Source organism: Ruegeria sp. HKCCD6157 (assembly GCF_013110685.1).
Classification (GTDB): domain Bacteria; phylum Pseudomonadota; class Alphaproteobacteria; order Rhodobacterales; family Rhodobacteraceae; genus Ruegeria.
Window position 1 is genome coordinate 1868986 of sequence record NZ_WVRB01000001.1, and the last position, 15084, is coordinate 1884069.

Sequence of the window (15084 nt, forward strand, 5' to 3'; positions counted from 1 at the left end):
CCTTCAACATCAGGAGAACACATGGCCGACCCGATTGATCTGTACTTCTGGCCCACACCGAACGGCTGGAAAGTGTCCATCGCCCTTGAGGAGATGGAGCTGCCCTACACCACGCATCTGGTCAATATCGGAAAGGGCGATCAGTTCGACCCGCAGTTCCTGAAGATGGCCCCGAACAACCGTATGCCCGCAATCGTGGACCCTGACGGGCCGGATGGTGCACAGATCTCGGTTTTTGAAAGCGGGGCAATTCTGATGTATCTGGCCCGCAAGACCGGGCAGTTCTATGGCAGGACCGAGCGTGATCGGATCGCCGTCGAAGAATGGCTGATGTGGCAGATGGGCGGTGTTGGCCCGATGGCCGGTCAGGCGCATCACTTCCTGAAATACGCCCCGCAACTGAACCCGCCACAGGACCTGCCCTATGCCAAAGATCGTTACCGGGCCGAGGTCGGTCGTCTGTACGGGGTGCTCGACAGACGGCTGGCCGAGAACGAATACGTTGCCGGAGATTTCTATTCAATTGCAGACATGTCGATCTGGGGCTGGGCCAGCCTGTGGGAAGGGCAGCAGCAAGTGCTGGAGGACAAACCCCACTTTGCGCGCTGGCTGAAGACCGTCGGCGCCCGCCCCGGTGTTCGGGCCGGGCGCGCTCTGCACGCAGAGCTACGAGGAGACAATCGTGACAAACAGGCGCAGGAGGTCTTGTTCAAACAATGACTGCGTTGAAAACCCGTTTGGATTGATGCGGATCATCAGCCCTGTCCGCCTTGGCCACGGCAGGTTCGGCTAGCGAAACTTGAATTCGGGTTCCGCCGGGAAAGGCATCGGGGTGTTCCTCCAAGCTCCACTGCGCAGCGCGGCAGGATTTCTGTGGTCAACGCGCATCCGGGGTGTCAGAATAAAAGCCGCTTGCTTCTTCCCATCCGTTTCCCGCACCAAGCGTGTCATCTCTTTGCGCTTTAGACGCTGCAATTCCGAGAGGTATTTTTGGGTGTTCCCAAGGTGTCTGCGCTCGAAAGAGTGGGCACTCAACGCTTCCTCGATCATTCTGGCGGTATGCACGTATCCTTTTGAACGCGTATGCTCCAACAGTTCGCCAAGGCGACCGGCAATCTGGCTCTCATCCAGCTGGACGGTTTTTTCGAACGATCCATTTCGTGTTACTTCGGGCATCTGAACTGACTCTGAGAAGATGTTGAGTAGCGTGCCGTCGCGCCTGCGTTCAGACACAGGCCAACGCATAGAGATGCCCGCAGTACTAACACGACATCAAAGAGTCGACCGACCAATGCCGAATTGGCGGAAAAGCGCCTTTGACCCAGCGTGATATGCGAGAACTTACCGACATTCATCGGCGCACAGGTCTTGCTGGGCGCAAGGCGGCAAGACAGCCGCTCGCTATTGTCCGTCACGGCAGGCCGCCCCTGCGCCCTGAACCAGCATATCCAGCATCCCCGAAATATCCTCGATTTCTTCCGCAATCACATGGGTCACTGAATGCGCCCGCTGCATCCGGCCCGTCACCTTCAGCAACCGCCCCGAAATCACCGCACGGCGGAACCGTTCGTAGATTTTGCGCCAGACCACCACATTCACGATCCCGGTCTCATCTTCAAGCGTCAGAAAGATCACGCCCTTGGCCGTTCCCGGCCTCTGCCGCAGGATCACAAGCCCGGCCACAGCCACGCGCGCGCCCTCGGGCGGGGAATCCAGTTGGCTGGAAGGCAGACAGGACGGCGGGCGTGGCCAATCCCGGTTTGAAACCACAGGGCGAACGGGTGCAACAAGCATGAGAACAAAAATAGAACAAACAACAAGAAAGTCCAGACATGGCGCGCTGAGTCGCAAATGAGGCTGGAAAGACCTAAATGCCTTCACTAAGGAAGAAATCGAACATCGTAAAAGGAAGACGCACGCAATGGCAAAGATCACCTATGTCGAGCACGGCGGTACCGAACACACAGTCGAGGTCGCCAACGGACTGACCGTCATGGAAGGGGCCCGTGACAACAACATCCCCGGCATTGAGGCCGATTGCGGCGGCGCCTGCGCCTGCTCGACCTGCCATGTTTACATCCACCCCGACTGGGTCGAGAAAATCCCGGCCAAGGATGACATGGAAGAAGACATGCTGGACTTTGCCTATGAGCCCGACCCGGCCCGCTCGCGCCTGACATGCCAGATCAAGGTCACCGATGCGCTGGACGGGCTGGTCGTTCAGATGCCCGAAAAGCAGATCTGATGCACAACAAGGCGCCGCGCCTGCCCCGCCGCTTTTGGCAATCTCGGGCACGCGGCGCTTTGCTATCTTTCGGACTTTGGCTCACGCTGCAACCGGCTGACGCGGCGGAAACCATCAACGACGCCCGCTTCACAGAACCAACCACCCGCTACGCCCATGGCGTCCTGGGTGACACGATCGAATATGGCGCGGTGGAATTCACGACCGACACTATGGTCGTAACTGTTCGACTGCCGCAGGATCGCGTGTTCGAAGACCTCGCTCCGCGTTTGGCAGACGTCAACCTGGACGGCGCGCGCGAAGCAATTGTCGTTGAATCCCACGACAAATCAGGGGCTCAACTTGCGATCTACGACGCCGCCGGAGACAAGATCGCGGCCACGCCTCATATCGGTACCCGCTTCCGCTGGCTCGCCCCGATCGGGGCAGCCGACCTGGACGGCGACGGACATGTCGAGATCGCCTATGTCGATCGCCCTCACTTGGCCAAAACGCTGCGCATCTGGCGCTACAAAGACAACGCCCTGACCGAAATCGCGGCTCTGCCCGGATTGACCAACCACAGGATCGGTGAAGATTTCATTTCCGGAGGCCTGCGCACCTGCGGCGACCGCCCGGAACTGATCGTGGCCAGCGCCGACTGGACGCGGATCGTCAGCGTCTTCTACGACGACGGCTGGATCACATCCGACCGGGGCCCGTTCAACGGCCACAAAAGCCTTGCCCAAGCCCTGAACTGCTGATCCGCTTCTTCGTCTGGCCAAAAAAATCCTGGGGGGTGAGCGGTTGAAAGGAAATCGTCCAGTGGACGATTTCGACCGCGAACGCGCGCAGCGCCGGGAGGCCGCAAGGCCGAGGAGGCACCCCCCCAACCCCGTCAACCTTCCAAAGCACGCCATCCGATATCGCGCCGGTAAAACCCGTCAGGCCAATCCACAGCTTCAACCATTTCATAGGCCCGGTCGCGCGCCTCTTGCAGCGTGTCCCCGCGGGCGGTCACGTTCAGCACGCGCCCGCCCGATACAACCACGTGTCCATCGACACTCTTTGTACCAGCGTGGAACACCATGTTCCGGCTGTCTTCCGGCAGGCCTTCAAGCCCTTTGATCGCAGTGCCTTTCTTGTAAGCACCCGGATAGCCATTGGCCGCCATTACAACCGTGATGGCATGGTCATCCGCCCAATTCACCCGCATCTCACCCAACCTGCCTTCGGCGGCGGCGTGCATCAGGTCCATCGCCTGCGCGCCCAATCGCATCATCAACACCTGACATTCAGGATCACCGAAGCGGACGTTGTATTCGACCAGTCTTGGCTGCCCGTCCTTGATCATCAAACCTGCATAAAGAACGCCCTGAAACGGCGTTCCCCGACGCTTCATCTCGGCGATGGTGGGGCGCACGATCTCTTCCATCGCGCGCGCTTCCACCTCTTCGCTCAACACTGGCGCCGGAGAATACGCGCCCATCCCGCCCGTGTTCAGCCCGGTATCGCCCTCGCCAACCCGTTTGTGATCCTGGGCCGTCCCGACTGAAAGAATGTCCTCACCATCGCACAGAACGAACAGCGAGGCTTCTTCCCCATCCATGAATTCTTCAATGACGACTTCCGCACCAGCACCACCAAACGCACCGCCGAACATGTCGTCAATGGCGTCCAGTGCGGTCTTTTCGTCCATCGCAACGATAACGCCCTTGCCTGCGGCCAGACCATCGGCCTTGACCACAATCGGTGCGCCCTGTTCGCGGATATAGGCTTTGGCAGGCTCAGCCTCGGTAAACCGGGCATAAGCTGCGGTGGGGGCGTTGGCCGCGTCGCAGATTTCCTTGGTGAAGCTTTTCGACGCTTCCAGCTTCGCCGCCTCGGCTGAGGGCCCAAAAACCAATATTCCGGCTTCGCGCAACCGATCACCCACACCGGCCGCCAAAGGCGCCTCGGGCCCGACGATCACGAAATCAATCGCGTTTTCTTCGGCAAAGCCGACAACAGCCCCGCCGTTTTCAATATCCAGAGCGGCACAATCCGCGATCTGAGCGATCCCCGCATTCCCCGGAGCAACGATCAGGCGATCACATTTGGGGTTTTGCAGCACTGCCCATGCCAGGCTGTGTTCGCGCCCTCCGCTGCCGAGAATGAGGATATTCATGAAAGCTCTCCGATCTGCTTGGCCTTGCCTGCGCGGCGTTCTAAGCTGGGCGCGCATTTGAAACAAGGCGCTGAAATGTCCGACCTGCTTGATGACCCGATTCCGGGCCAAAACACCCCTGAATACACAGTGTCCGAAATTTCGGGAGAGGTGAAACGGACGCTCGAAGGCTCATTCGGCCGAATCCGCGTGCGCGGTGAGGTTGGGCGCGTGTTCAAAGCCCGATCCGGGCATCTTTATTACGACATCAAGGACGACCGGAACGTTTTGGCCTGCACCACGTGGAAAGGTCAGATTTCCGGCCTGTCCGTTGTGCCCGAAGAAGGGTTGGAGGTCGTCGTCACCGGCCGCCTTACCGCTTTCGGGGCGCAATCCAAATACAACCTGAACGTCGATGAGGTTTCTGTCGCGGGTCAGGGCGCGCTCATGGCGCTGCTGGAGAAGCGCAAGAAACAACTGGAATCCGAAGGTCTGTTCGCGCCGGAACGCAAGAAACCCTTGCCTTACCTGCCGCAGATCATTGGCGTTGTGACATCCCCTTCCGGTGCCGTGATCCGCGACATTCTGCATCGGCTCAGGGACAGGTTCCCGCGCAAGGTGCTGATCTGGCCTGTGGCGGTTCAAGGGGCCAACTGCGCCCCCGAGGTCGCCCGCGCCATCGAAGGCTTCAACCAACTGACACCCGGCGGCGCGTTGCCGCGGCCCGACCTGATCATCGTCGCCCGTGGCGGCGGATCGATCGAAGACCTCTGGGGCTTCAATGAAGAGATCGTCGCCCGCGCCGCAGCCGCGTCGGACATACCGTTGATCTCGGCCGTTGGGCATGAAACCGACACCACCCTGATTGATTTCGTGTCGGACCAGCGCGCGCCGACGCCCACCGCGGCCGCCGAACTGGCCGTTCCGGTGCGCATGGAACTGCTTGCCTGGACCGAAGAGCAAGCCGCGCGCCTGTCCCGCGCGGCAACGGATGCCGTTCAACGCCGAACGCAAAGGCTGCGCGATCTGTCCCGCGCCCTGCCGCGCCCGGACAGCCTGTTGAACACACCGAGACAACGCCTTGATTTGATTGCAGATCGCCTCACACCCGCCTTGATCCGCGGGGTTCAGAACCGTCGCCTGCAAGTGGTGGAATTGTCTGCTCATCTGCGCCCCTCGACCCTGCGAAGTTTGATATCGACGCGACAGGAATCGCTGCGCAACCTGTCATCGCGCCTGTCCTTGCGACCGATCCAAAGAGAAATCGACCAGCAGCGGCAAAACCTCGATCGTTTGCGCGATCGAATGCACACGGCCCAAACCACGCGACTGGACCGCCTCAAACAGCAACTCGAAGCGACGGACCGCCTGCGCGAGACGCTGAGCTACAAAGCCACTTTGGACCGCGGATACGCAGTCGTCCGGGCCGAAGGGAATGTGATCACCACCAAGGTTCAGGCCGCCAAACAAACGGCGCTCGAGATCGAATTCGCCGATGGTGTTCTCAGCACCGGCCCGGGCGCGAAATCACCCTCGAAGAAACCCAGGCCGGACACCCCGGATCAGGGATCACTGTTCTAAGCCATGCTCACCATCTGGGGCCGTGACAATCGCCGATGCGCAACTTTCTGAAAACGCTTTCCTGTGCGGTTCCTGCCTGACTTTGGCCGATATCCAGTTGGGACACATACTCTATCGCTACTATGACATCGATATTTCGCGCGCATCACTGCGCAGTTTGCGCCGCTATCATGAAGGGTTGACGGACAGGACGGCTTACCAAACCCATGTCATGATCGATTATGATGAGCTGCGCGCCAACTGATCAAACGCCAACGTCCGGCCCGTAACAAACCATTTCTTCCCCAAGGTCCTCGGCCTCATACAGCTCGGTCGCTTGCGGATTGCCTTCGAACTGCGCAATCAAACCGCCACCGGATTGAGTGAAAACCCAGCATTGCGGATCCAGCCTGTCTTCGTAGACAAAGCAGATCTGCTCACCCTGCTGATACCAGATACCTTCCTTGCAATTCCCGTCGAGAAAAGACCAGATCACACGACGGTTCGGAAGATACCGCTCCACCCCGTAAATCTGACCTTCGAACCCGTAAAACAGAGTTTTGCCCTGCGTATACTTGTCGAACTCCGAGCCAGACAGAGGCGTTTGTGCCGCCACGGAATGTGCGGCAATAGTCACGAGAATCATCAGGAACCTGAACATGTTTCCATTTTGTCAGAAGCGCTTCGGTCATGCCATTCGCCTGTTGGATCGGGGTCATCACAAGGCGCTTAACTCAACGTAAGCGGTTGATTTCACGCCACGCCCCAGATCAGATTATTCTGAACCGGCAAGGAGATGACATGACAACCCTAATGTTCTGGATCGCCAGTGGCTGCGCCCTTGGTTACCTGCCGCTGACCTCCCGGCCCGCCGGTTCTTTGCGCACTGTACTGAAAACCGCATCGGTCGCCCTATTGGCGGTCACGGCCATCATGAACGGTGGGCCTCGGCTGTTGGTTCTTGCGCTCGCTCTTTGTGCGACAGGCGACGCGCTGCTGTCGCGCGAAACAGATGCCACCTTCATGACGGGCATCGCCGCATTTGCCGCCGGGCATCTGGCCTATATCGCTCTGTTCCTGACATTGCCGATCAGTTCTGCCGGGCTGATCCTCGGCGCGCCTGCGATTGTATGGTCCTTGATCATTCTGGGCATCATCATGGCCACATTGCTTGCGCCCCGTGCCGGAGACCTGAAGGGGCCCGTTCTGGCCTATATCCCCATCATTCTTGGCATGGGGGTCACGGTGCTGGCACTGCCGGATGCCGGTCCTCTTCGGTGGGCCTTTCCCGCGGCCATGGCCTTCATCGCGTCAGATCTGATCCTCGCAACCGAGAAGTTCCTGCTGCCGCCGCACCATCCGGCCCTCAAGGTGACGCCCTATCTTGTATGGCCCCTTTACTGGGGTGCTCAGCTTGGCTTTGTCCTTGCGTTTGCGTGACCCTTTGCAACTGCCGCAAATCCGCATTAGGTGAAGGGAACACCTGTGGAGACCAAGTATGGCGTTTTTCTCAAAGCTAAAGGACAAGCTGTTCAAATCTTCATCTCGTCTTGAAGAAGGGCTGGAAGCCATCGTCGAGGATGGCGGCGAGGAAACGGCGGCTCCGGACCCGGTGATCCCCCAGCCGCAGCCCGATCCGCAACCGGTTCCGGAAGTGCCAGAGCCTGCCCCGGCCCCGCAACCGGTTGAACCGCCGGCACCGATCCCGGCTGACCCAACGCCTGTCGCTCCACCGCCGGAAATACCGGAATCCAAGGGTATCCTGAACCGCCTGTTCAATCGAGGCGCCGTCACGGAAATGCGCCGCACCCTGGACGATGACATGCTGGAGCAGCTCGAAGAGCTGCTGATCGCCTCGGACATGGGCGTCGACACGGCCTTGCGTGTCACGTCGAACATGGCCGAGGGCCGCTTTGGCCGCAAACTGTCGACCACAGAGATCAAGCAACTTCTGGCACGGGAAATCGCCCGCGTGATGGAGCCTGTGGCCAAGCCTCTGCCGATCTATCCCAAAAGGCCACAAGTGGTGCTGGTCGTTGGCGTCAACGGATCGGGCAAGACCACGACAATTGGAAAACTGGCCAGCCAGTTCAAAGAGGCCGGCAAAAAGGTCGTCATCGCCGCCGGCGATACCTTCCGCGCTGCGGCCGTGGAACAGTTGCAGGTCTGGGGTGATCGCGCCGGAGTTCCGGTTCTGACCGCCCCCGAAGGCTCGGACCCCGCCAGCCTCGCCTTTGACGCGCTGACCCGTGCACAGGCAGAGGGCGCCGATCTGCTGATGATAGATACGGCGGGCCGCCTGCAAAACCGTACCGACCTGATGGAGGAACTGGCCAAAATCGTCCGCGTCATCCGCAAGGTTGATGATACAGCTCCGCACAACACCTTGCTCGTACTCGACGCCACCACTGGTCAGAACGCGTTGAGCCAGGTGGCAACGTTCCGTAAACTGGCGGACGTTTCCGGCCTGGTCATGACCAAGCTGGATGGCACGGCCAAAGGCGGTGTTCTTGTTGCCCTGGCAGACAAATTCGGGTTGCCCATCCACGCGATCGGCGTCGGCGAACAGATTGACGACCTTGCCCCTTTCGACCCCGAAGAATTCGCCGCCGCCCTCACCGGCCTCGACAAAGGCTGATCCCAGGCTTCACCTGGCCCCAAATATCCTCGGGGGGTGTGGGGGGCCGACAGCCCCCCACCCTCTCCGCTCCGCAAAAGGTCCGCGTATTTGAGCGACTGGCTGATCTCTCTCGAAGGCACCGAAGCCGGACACCAGCTGGCATTGGCGCTGGCTTTGATGGCGGCGTTCCTGCACGCGGTCTTCGGTGCATTGCAAAAAGGCAGGCATGACCCATGGCTGTCCCGCGGCGCCATCGACGCCTGCTATTGCCTCATGGCCGCCCCCTTCGCCTTTTTCGTGGTGCCCTGGCCCGAACCTCATATGTGGCCGATCTTCGCGCTCGTCTGGCTGATCCACATCGCCTACAAGACACTGCAAGCCATGGCATATACCAAAGGCTCTTACACCGTCGTCTATCCGGTGGTGCGCGGGACGGGCCCGCTGTTCACGGTCATCGGTGCCTATCTTCTGTTCGGCGAAACATTCTCGGCCGTTCAATGGCTGGGCGTGGCCACCTTGCTGGCGGGGATATTCGGGTTGGCTGCCTACAACTTCAGGTTTCTGGAAACCAACAGGGATACGCTGGGCATCGCGCTGACACTGGCGATCATCACTGGCCTGTTTGTGGCCCTGTACACCACCTATGACGCCTATGGCATTCGCGCCACCGCCGATCCGTTCACCTTTCTGGCCTGGTTCTTCATGATCGACGGCGCGGCCATGCCGATCTACGCATTCCTCAGGTGGCGCGCGATGGCGCACAGACCCGCGCCCGGCCCGCTGATGCTGCGCGGCCTCGCCGGCGGTATCATCGCCCCTTTGTCCTTCGGGGCGATCATGCTGGCCACCCGGCTGGACAAGGTCGGTGAAGCAGCCGTTCTGCGCGAAACCTCGACTGTCTTTGCGGCGCTGATCGGCTGGCTTGTGCTAAAGGAAACGGTTGGCCCCAGACGCATTGCCTTGATGGCATTGATTGCACTCGGCGCCGTAATAGTTGAAATGGGCGGATAAGCAGCAGGAAGTACAGATGACAGGCAAAAAAGACATCAACCCGTTTCTGAAACAGGTTCTGGAACTTGGCCCCCCGCTGGCCTTCTTCTTCATCTACCTGCGCCTGCGCGACGACAGCTTTCTGATCGGCGGCATCGAGTATTCCGGCTTCATTATCGCCACGATTATCTTTGTCCCCCTGATGCTGGGGGCAATGGGTATCCTATGGTATTTGACTGGCAAACTCAGCCGGATGCAGATCTTCACGGCCATCATGGTGATTTTCTTCGGCGGTCTCACAGCCTGGTTCAACGACGAGCGGTTCTTCAAGATTAAAACCACACTTGTCTATGGTCTGTTTGCCCTGATCCTCGGCATCGGTCTGATGCAAAAGAAATCCTACCTGGCCTATGTTCTGGACGAAATGCTGCCGATGAAACACGAAGGCTGGATGATACTCACGCGCCGTCTGTGTGCTTGTTTCGCCGTTCTGGCCGCCGCAAACGAATTCGTCTGGCGCACCATGTCGACGGATCTGTGGGTCAAGATCGAGACTTTCGGCTTTCCCATCGCGCTGATGGCCTTCCTGATGCTTCAGTTCAGCATTCTGCAACGCTATATGGACGATCCCGAGCAGAAATAGCGGCCTTTACACCCGCCAGACCTGCCAAAACAAACAAAATTCTTGGCTTGAGCGCTCAGCTATGGGAAGTTGTGCCACCACCCACTCTCATACCCTGCCCAAGATCGGTGCATACATGACGGCCTTTCCCACCAGCGGCTTCCTTGCCGAAGCTTCCGACGGGCTCAGAGAAATGCTTTCGGCGCAGGCGACCGAAATATCTCTGTCCCAAGGTGAAATACTTTTTGAACAAGGTGACGAGGGCGACTCTCTCTATGCCATTTTGGAAGGCACGTTAGAGGTTTCCTTTCTGGCAATGAGCGGCCGCAAACTGACACTTACCTTGATGCGCCCCGGCGAAGTCTTCGGTGAAATCGCGTTGTTCGACAATGGTCCGCGTACGGCCACCATTGCGGCGGCCGAAAAGTCGCGTGTACTGCGTGTGCGCCGCAACGACGTTATGAACCAGATCAGAAAACAGCCAGACCTTGCCGTGGATATGATCCGTCTGGCCGGTTTGCGGATGCGATGGATGGGATTGCAATTGAACGAGCAGGTCTTTCTGCCCATGCCTATTCGGCTGGCCCGCAAGCTGCTGCACCTGTCCAGTCTACAAGACGACCCGGCCGCGCGCATCACACTGTCGCAGAGCGAACTGGCCGAATTTGTCGGTGCCACACGCGAGGCAGTATCCAAAACCATCTCGATCTGGAAACGCGACAACATGGTCGAAGCCTCTCGTGGCGGTTTGCTGATCCAGGATTTTGAAGCCCTGCGAGAATTGGCTGATTCAGATCTTATTTGATCCGGTGTGATCTGGTTCACAGACCATCGATTACGCTTTGACCTAACGTGAGATTGTTACCGTAGGAGGTCAGAGAATCATCCCCGATATCTGTCCACTGACCTCTCCCTGTATCTGAGCCATACGCAATCACTGCGTATGGCTCATTTTTTTGGCGCATCAGTGATACCTGGTCTGGCCCGCAATCAGAAAAAAGGCCGGGAAGTTTTCCCGGCCTGTTCAATCAGTTCTCAAGGCTCAGCGCCACAAAACGCGGATCGCCGCCCCTGCGCACCAACAGCAGCAGAGATTTGCGACCAGCTTCGCGCGATTCTTCCATACGGGCTTCGAGATCTCCGATGGTTTCCACCTTTTGCTGGCCTGCTTCGGTAATCAGATCACCTGCCCGCATTCCCTTGGCATACGCCTCAGATGCTTCATCGACATCCGTAATCACAAGGCCGTCTGCATCACCATCCAGACCCAAATCTGCACGCAGCGTATCGGTCAGGGGGGAAATCGTCAGGCCCAGAATATCCGCGTTCTCTTCAATCGGAGCTTCCTGCGGTTCCTCCTCGCCAGTGTCAGCGCGTTCTGCATCTTCCCGACGCCCCAGTGTCACAAGTACGGTCTGGGTTCCGCCGTCGCGGTGCACGACCACTCTGACCGACTTGCCAACTTCTGCTTCACCGACCTGACGCACCAGACCTCGCGTGTCTTCCACCTCGACGCCATCAAAGCTGAGGATCACGTCACCCGCCTTCAACCCAGCTTCCTTGGCGGGGCCGTCCGGTACATCGCTGATCAGCGCCCCGCCCGGCTTTTCCAGGCCCATGGCCTCGGCCATGTCCTCGGTTACGTCCTGAATACGGACGCCCAACCAACCGCGGCGGGTCTCGCCATATTTGCGCAATTGATCCACGACCTTCATGACAACATTCGACGCCATCGAGAAACCGATGCCGATCGAACCGCCGTTGGGCGACAGGATTGCGGTGTTCACACCGATCACTTCGCCGTCCATGTTGAACAGCGGCCCGCCCGAGTTGCCCCGGTTGATCGCCGCGTCCGTTTGAATGTAATCGTCATAGGTTCCGCTCAGCGCTCGGTTGCGTGCAGAAACGATCCCTGCCGATACCGAAAAGCCTTGCCCAAGCGGGTTGCCCATGGCGATAACCCAGTCACCCACACGCGCTACGTCGCTGTCGCCGAATTTCACGTATTTCAGTGGGCCCGAAGCCTCGACCTTGAGCAGCGCGATATCGGTTTTCTCATCCGTTCCGATAACCTTGGCCACCAGCTCTTTCTTGGGTTGCCCATCGCCGGGGAAGAATTCCACAAGTATCTCATCGGCTTCGGCGATCACATGGTTGTTTGTGACGATAAAGCCATCTTCCGAGATCACGAAACCAGATCCCAGCGCGTTGCTTCTGCGCGGCGCGTTGTCACCGTTGTCACCGTTGCGATCCTGAAACTCGCGAAAGAAATCCTCGAACGGAGAGCCTTCAGGAACAATACCTTGCGGTCCAGTTTGGCCTTCGATCAAAGTGCTGGTGGTAATGTTCACTACTGCCGGGCTGATTTCCTCAGCCAGCGGTGCCAAACTTTCACTTTTGGCCTGCGCCGCAACCGATTGCGCCAGCAACAGCAGTGAACCTGCAAAAGCCAGCCACATCAGCCGCATCCAAACACTCACTTCGTCCCACCGGACGGATACACTGCGCGCTTTCGCCTGCACTTGAGCTCTCCTTGTCGACATTCACGCCAAGACCGCTTGTTCTCGGCCTTTCTTACAAACCAATGTAGTCAGTTTGCCCCCACGAGCAACTCGGGATCGCAGCGAAATCACCAGCAAGTGAAACCACAGCGTCAAAATCCCAATTGTTGCGCGCCCCAAAGCAGGACCAAACCGCTGATCACGCATAGCAATCCGACCAGGCGCCGGGCTTGCTCTGGCATGTCCCGCAAGGCTTCAAGCATCCGCTCTATAAGCGAAGGGGCCAGCGCATAGGCCAGCCCCTCGACAATCAGTACCAGCCCGAAAGCCAGAAGGATCATACCCATTATTCAGACGCCGCAGCCGCCGGTGCCCGCCGTCCGGTTGGCGAAGCGAGGTAGTTGAAAAACTCGGAATCCGGGCTCAGTATCAATGAGCTATTACCACCTTGCAGCGCATTTTCATACGCGGTCAGCGAACGGTAGAACTCGAAGAACTCCGGGTCTGCACCATACGCTTCGGCAAAGATCGCGTTGCGTTCGGCGTCAGCTTCACCGCGGATGATTTCCGCCTCACGACGGGCATCCGAGACCAGTTCGACCACGGTACGGTCTGCCTGCGCGCGAACACGTTGTGCAGCTTCGTTACCGCGGGCGCGCTCGTCGGTCGCCTCACGTTCACGTTCAGCCTTCATCCGGTCGAAGGTTGCCTCAAGGTTCGCCTGCGGCAGGTCGGTTGCCTTCAGGCGAACGTCGATCACGTTGACGCCCAGCGCACGTGCCTCGGCAATCGCGCTGTTGCGGATGCGCAGCATCAGCGCGGCACGGTCTGAACTGAGGATGTCACGCGAGGACACCGAACCCAGTACTTCGCGGGTTTCAGCGCGCAGGATACGATCCAGACGGTCTTCGGCGACCGGAATACCACCCACACCAACGGCCTGACGGAACTGTTCCAGATCAGAAATCCGATAGCGGGCGAAGGCATCAACCACCAGTCGGCGATCATCCAGAGGCGTAACCTCCAACGGCTGAACGTCGATGGACAGGATCCGGTCGTCATAGCGGACAACTTCCTGAATCAGCGGGATCTTGAACGCCAGACCCGGCTCTTCCTTGACCGCAACAACGCGGCCAAATTGCAGAACCAACGCGCGCTCACGTTCATCCACGATAAAGATCGAAGACAGTACACCAACAATCGCGATGAAAACGATCGGCAGAATAAAGGTCGCTTTACGCATCAGTTGCTCTCCTGTCCGGAATTGCGGCGCAGTTCGTTCAGCGGCAGGTAAGGTACGACGCCCTGCCCCGATCCGGTCGAGTTTTCGTCCAGAATGATCTTGTCCACGTCACCCAGAACCTGCTCCATCCGCTCCAGGTACAGACGTTTGCGGGTCACATCAGGCGCTTTCGAATATTCTTCCAGAACCGCGCTGAAACGGCTCGCCTCACCCATGGCGCTGTTGATCTGTTGTGCGCGGTAGGCTTCGGCTTCTTCCAGAACCTGGGCAGCTTCACCGCGCGCCTCAGCCAAAACCCGGTTGGCATAGGCGTCGGCGACGTTTTGCAGCCGGTCACGCTCCTGCGCGGCGGCCTGAACATCGCGGAAGGCGGCGATCACGTCCTGCGGCGGGTCGGCCTTGTCGAAGTTCACTCGGATGATGTTCACACCCGAATCGTAGCTGTCCATCGTCGTCTGGATCAGTTCCTGCAGGCGCTCGGCAATGATGCCGCGATCCCGGTTCAGGATTGGTGCCAGCTCGCTCTGCGCGATAATCTCGCGCATCGCCGATTCCGACACGGCGCGGATCGTCTGACGCGGATCACGCAAATTGAACAGGAACTTGGCCGGGTCGTTGATATTCCAGACGACCTGATAGTCGATATCGACCACGTTTTCGTCGCCGGTCAGCATGAGGCCATCGTCGCTGCCCCGGGCTCCGCCCATATCTTCGGTCTGTTCGCGGGTGACCGGAATCACCTCGGCAGTGACAAACGGCCATGGCGCGAAGTTCAGACCCGGATTGCCAACCGCAGAAAACTCACCCAGAAACAGCTCAACCGACTGTTCTTCCGGTTTTACAGTATAAAAGCTGGCCAGCCCCCACAAAACGGCAGCCGCCACCAGACCAATCGCAACTGTACCTTTGGTAAAGGCCGGGCCTCCGCCGCCCTGACCACCGCTGCCACCACGGCCGCCGCCGCCGCGACCGCCCATCAGGACGCGCAGCTGCTCCTGGCCTTTTTTCATCAGCTCGTCGATCTCGGGGATCTGCGGGCCTTCGCCTTCGGGTGGGCGTCGCCCGTCCCCGTTGTTACCCCGATTTCCTCCACCTCCGGATGAGCCTCCGCCCCCCCAGGGGCCACCGCTGTTGCCCGCCATATGTATCATTTCCTTCGTTTAGGCCCGTGTGATCAC

The 15084-nt window shown here is 59.1% G+C and carries 18 protein-coding genes; 10 read left to right on the forward strand and 8 right to left on the reverse strand.

The features are described 5' to 3' along the window. The first annotated feature begins 21 nt into the window (after positions 1 to 21). Entirely contained in the window at positions 22 to 720 is a 699-nt protein-coding gene (locus tag GS612_RS08965; RefSeq protein ID WP_171639704.1) for a glutathione S-transferase N-terminal domain-containing protein, read from the forward strand. Positions 721 to 789: 69 nt separating this feature from the next. Here the strand turns inward: GS612_RS08965 and GS612_RS08970 are convergent, their stop codons facing one another. Next, positions 790 to 1176, reverse strand: a complete 387-nt coding sequence (locus GS612_RS08970; RefSeq protein ID WP_152457604.1) for a hypothetical protein — start codon at positions 1174 to 1176, stop codon at positions 790 to 792. A 225-nt stretch (positions 1177 to 1401) separates the two neighbouring features. After that, positions 1402 to 1794, reverse strand: a complete 393-nt coding sequence (locus GS612_RS08975; protein ID WP_171639705.1) for an OB-fold nucleic acid binding domain-containing protein — start codon at positions 1792 to 1794, stop codon at positions 1402 to 1404. 127 nt (positions 1795 to 1921) lie between these two features. Between GS612_RS08975 and GS612_RS08980 the strand changes: the two genes are divergently transcribed. Together GS612_RS08980 and GS612_RS08985 are read left to right on the forward strand one after the other, a co-directional pair. After that, a complete protein-coding gene (locus GS612_RS08980) occupies positions 1922 to 2245 on the forward strand; it encodes a 2Fe-2S iron-sulfur cluster-binding protein (RefSeq protein ID WP_039534845.1) in 324 nt (107 codons plus the stop codon). After that, positions 2245 to 2988, forward strand: coding sequence for a VCBS repeat-containing protein (locus GS612_RS08985; protein WP_253286110.1), 744 nt, complete (start codon positions 2245 to 2247; stop codon positions 2986 to 2988). Before GS612_RS08980 ends, GS612_RS08985 begins: the two co-directional genes overlap by 1 nt. Before the next feature lie 134 nt (positions 2989 to 3122). Here the strand turns inward: GS612_RS08985 and purD are convergent, their stop codons facing one another. Next, positions 3123 to 4391 carry a phosphoribosylamine--glycine ligase gene (purD, locus tag GS612_RS08990; RefSeq protein ID WP_171639706.1) on the reverse strand — a complete coding sequence of 423 codons (1269 nt, stop codon included), beginning with the start codon at positions 4389 to 4391 and terminating at the stop codon, positions 3123 to 3125. Positions 4392 to 4466: 75 nt separating this feature from the next. Between purD and xseA the strand changes: the two genes are divergently transcribed. Further along, complete coding sequence (xseA, locus tag GS612_RS08995) at positions 4467 to 5951, forward strand: exodeoxyribonuclease VII large subunit (RefSeq protein WP_152457600.1); 1485 nt, start codon at positions 4467 to 4469, stop codon at positions 5949 to 5951. A 22-nt stretch (positions 5952 to 5973) separates the two neighbouring features. Further along, positions 5974 to 6195: a glutathione binding-like protein gene (locus tag GS612_RS09000; RefSeq protein ID WP_152457599.1), complete on the forward strand. Its 222-nt coding sequence runs from the start codon at positions 5974 to 5976 to the stop codon at positions 6193 to 6195. On the opposite strand, the gene GS612_RS09005 is transcribed toward GS612_RS09000, so the two are convergent. After that, entirely contained in the window at positions 6196 to 6591 is a 396-nt protein-coding gene (locus GS612_RS09005; protein ID WP_253286111.1) for a hypothetical protein, read from the reverse strand. It abuts the gene before it with no gap. Between the two features lie 140 nt (positions 6592 to 6731). On the opposite strand from GS612_RS09005, the gene GS612_RS09010 reads away from it, so the two are divergent. The 5 genes from GS612_RS09010 to GS612_RS09030 all read left to right on the forward strand — a co-directional run bounded on the left by GS612_RS09010 (position 6732) and on the right by GS612_RS09030 (position 10967). After that, positions 6732 to 7370 (forward strand): lysoplasmalogenase, encoded by a 639-nt coding sequence (locus GS612_RS09010; protein WP_171639707.1) that lies wholly within the window; start codon positions 6732 to 6734, stop codon positions 7368 to 7370. 58 nt (positions 7371 to 7428) lie between these two features. Beyond that, positions 7429 to 8568, forward strand: coding sequence for a signal recognition particle-docking protein FtsY (gene ftsY / locus GS612_RS09015; RefSeq protein ID WP_171639708.1), 1140 nt, complete (start codon positions 7429 to 7431; stop codon positions 8566 to 8568). Between the two features lie 90 nt (positions 8569 to 8658). Then, entirely contained in the window at positions 8659 to 9561 is a 903-nt protein-coding gene (locus tag GS612_RS09020; RefSeq protein ID WP_171170590.1) for an EamA family transporter, read from the forward strand. Between the two features lie 16 nt (positions 9562 to 9577). Continuing rightward, the gene (locus tag GS612_RS09025) at positions 9578 to 10183 is read left to right on the forward strand and encodes an inner membrane-spanning protein YciB (protein ID WP_171639709.1); all 606 of its coding nucleotides are present in this window, start codon (positions 9578 to 9580) and stop codon (positions 10181 to 10183) included. A gap of 115 nt (positions 10184 to 10298) precedes the next feature. After that, on the forward strand, positions 10299 to 10967 hold the full coding sequence (locus GS612_RS09030; protein ID WP_171639710.1) for a Crp/Fnr family transcriptional regulator: 669 nt from the start codon (positions 10299 to 10301) through the stop codon (positions 10965 to 10967). A 223-nt stretch (positions 10968 to 11190) separates the two neighbouring features. On the opposite strand, the gene GS612_RS09035 is transcribed toward GS612_RS09030, so the two are convergent. The 4 genes from GS612_RS09035 to hflK form a co-directional block, all read right to left on the reverse strand. Continuing rightward, positions 11191 to 12705: a DegQ family serine endoprotease gene (locus tag GS612_RS09035; protein ID WP_171639711.1), complete on the reverse strand. Its 1515-nt coding sequence runs from the start codon at positions 12703 to 12705 to the stop codon at positions 11191 to 11193. A gap of 110 nt (positions 12706 to 12815) precedes the next feature. Continuing rightward, positions 12816 to 13010, reverse strand: a complete 195-nt coding sequence (locus GS612_RS09040; RefSeq protein WP_152457591.1) for a DUF2065 domain-containing protein — start codon at positions 13008 to 13010, stop codon at positions 12816 to 12818. Continuing rightward, positions 13010 to 13906 (reverse strand): protease modulator HflC, encoded by an 897-nt coding sequence (hflC, locus tag GS612_RS09045; RefSeq protein ID WP_152457590.1) that lies wholly within the window; start codon positions 13904 to 13906, stop codon positions 13010 to 13012. Before hflC ends, GS612_RS09040 begins: the two co-directional genes overlap by 1 nt. After that, positions 13906 to 15048, reverse strand: coding sequence for an FtsH protease activity modulator HflK (hflK, locus tag GS612_RS09050; RefSeq protein WP_152457589.1), 1143 nt, complete (start codon positions 15046 to 15048; stop codon positions 13906 to 13908). Before hflK ends, hflC begins: the two co-directional genes overlap by 1 nt. Positions 15049 to 15084: the final 36 nt, after the last annotated feature.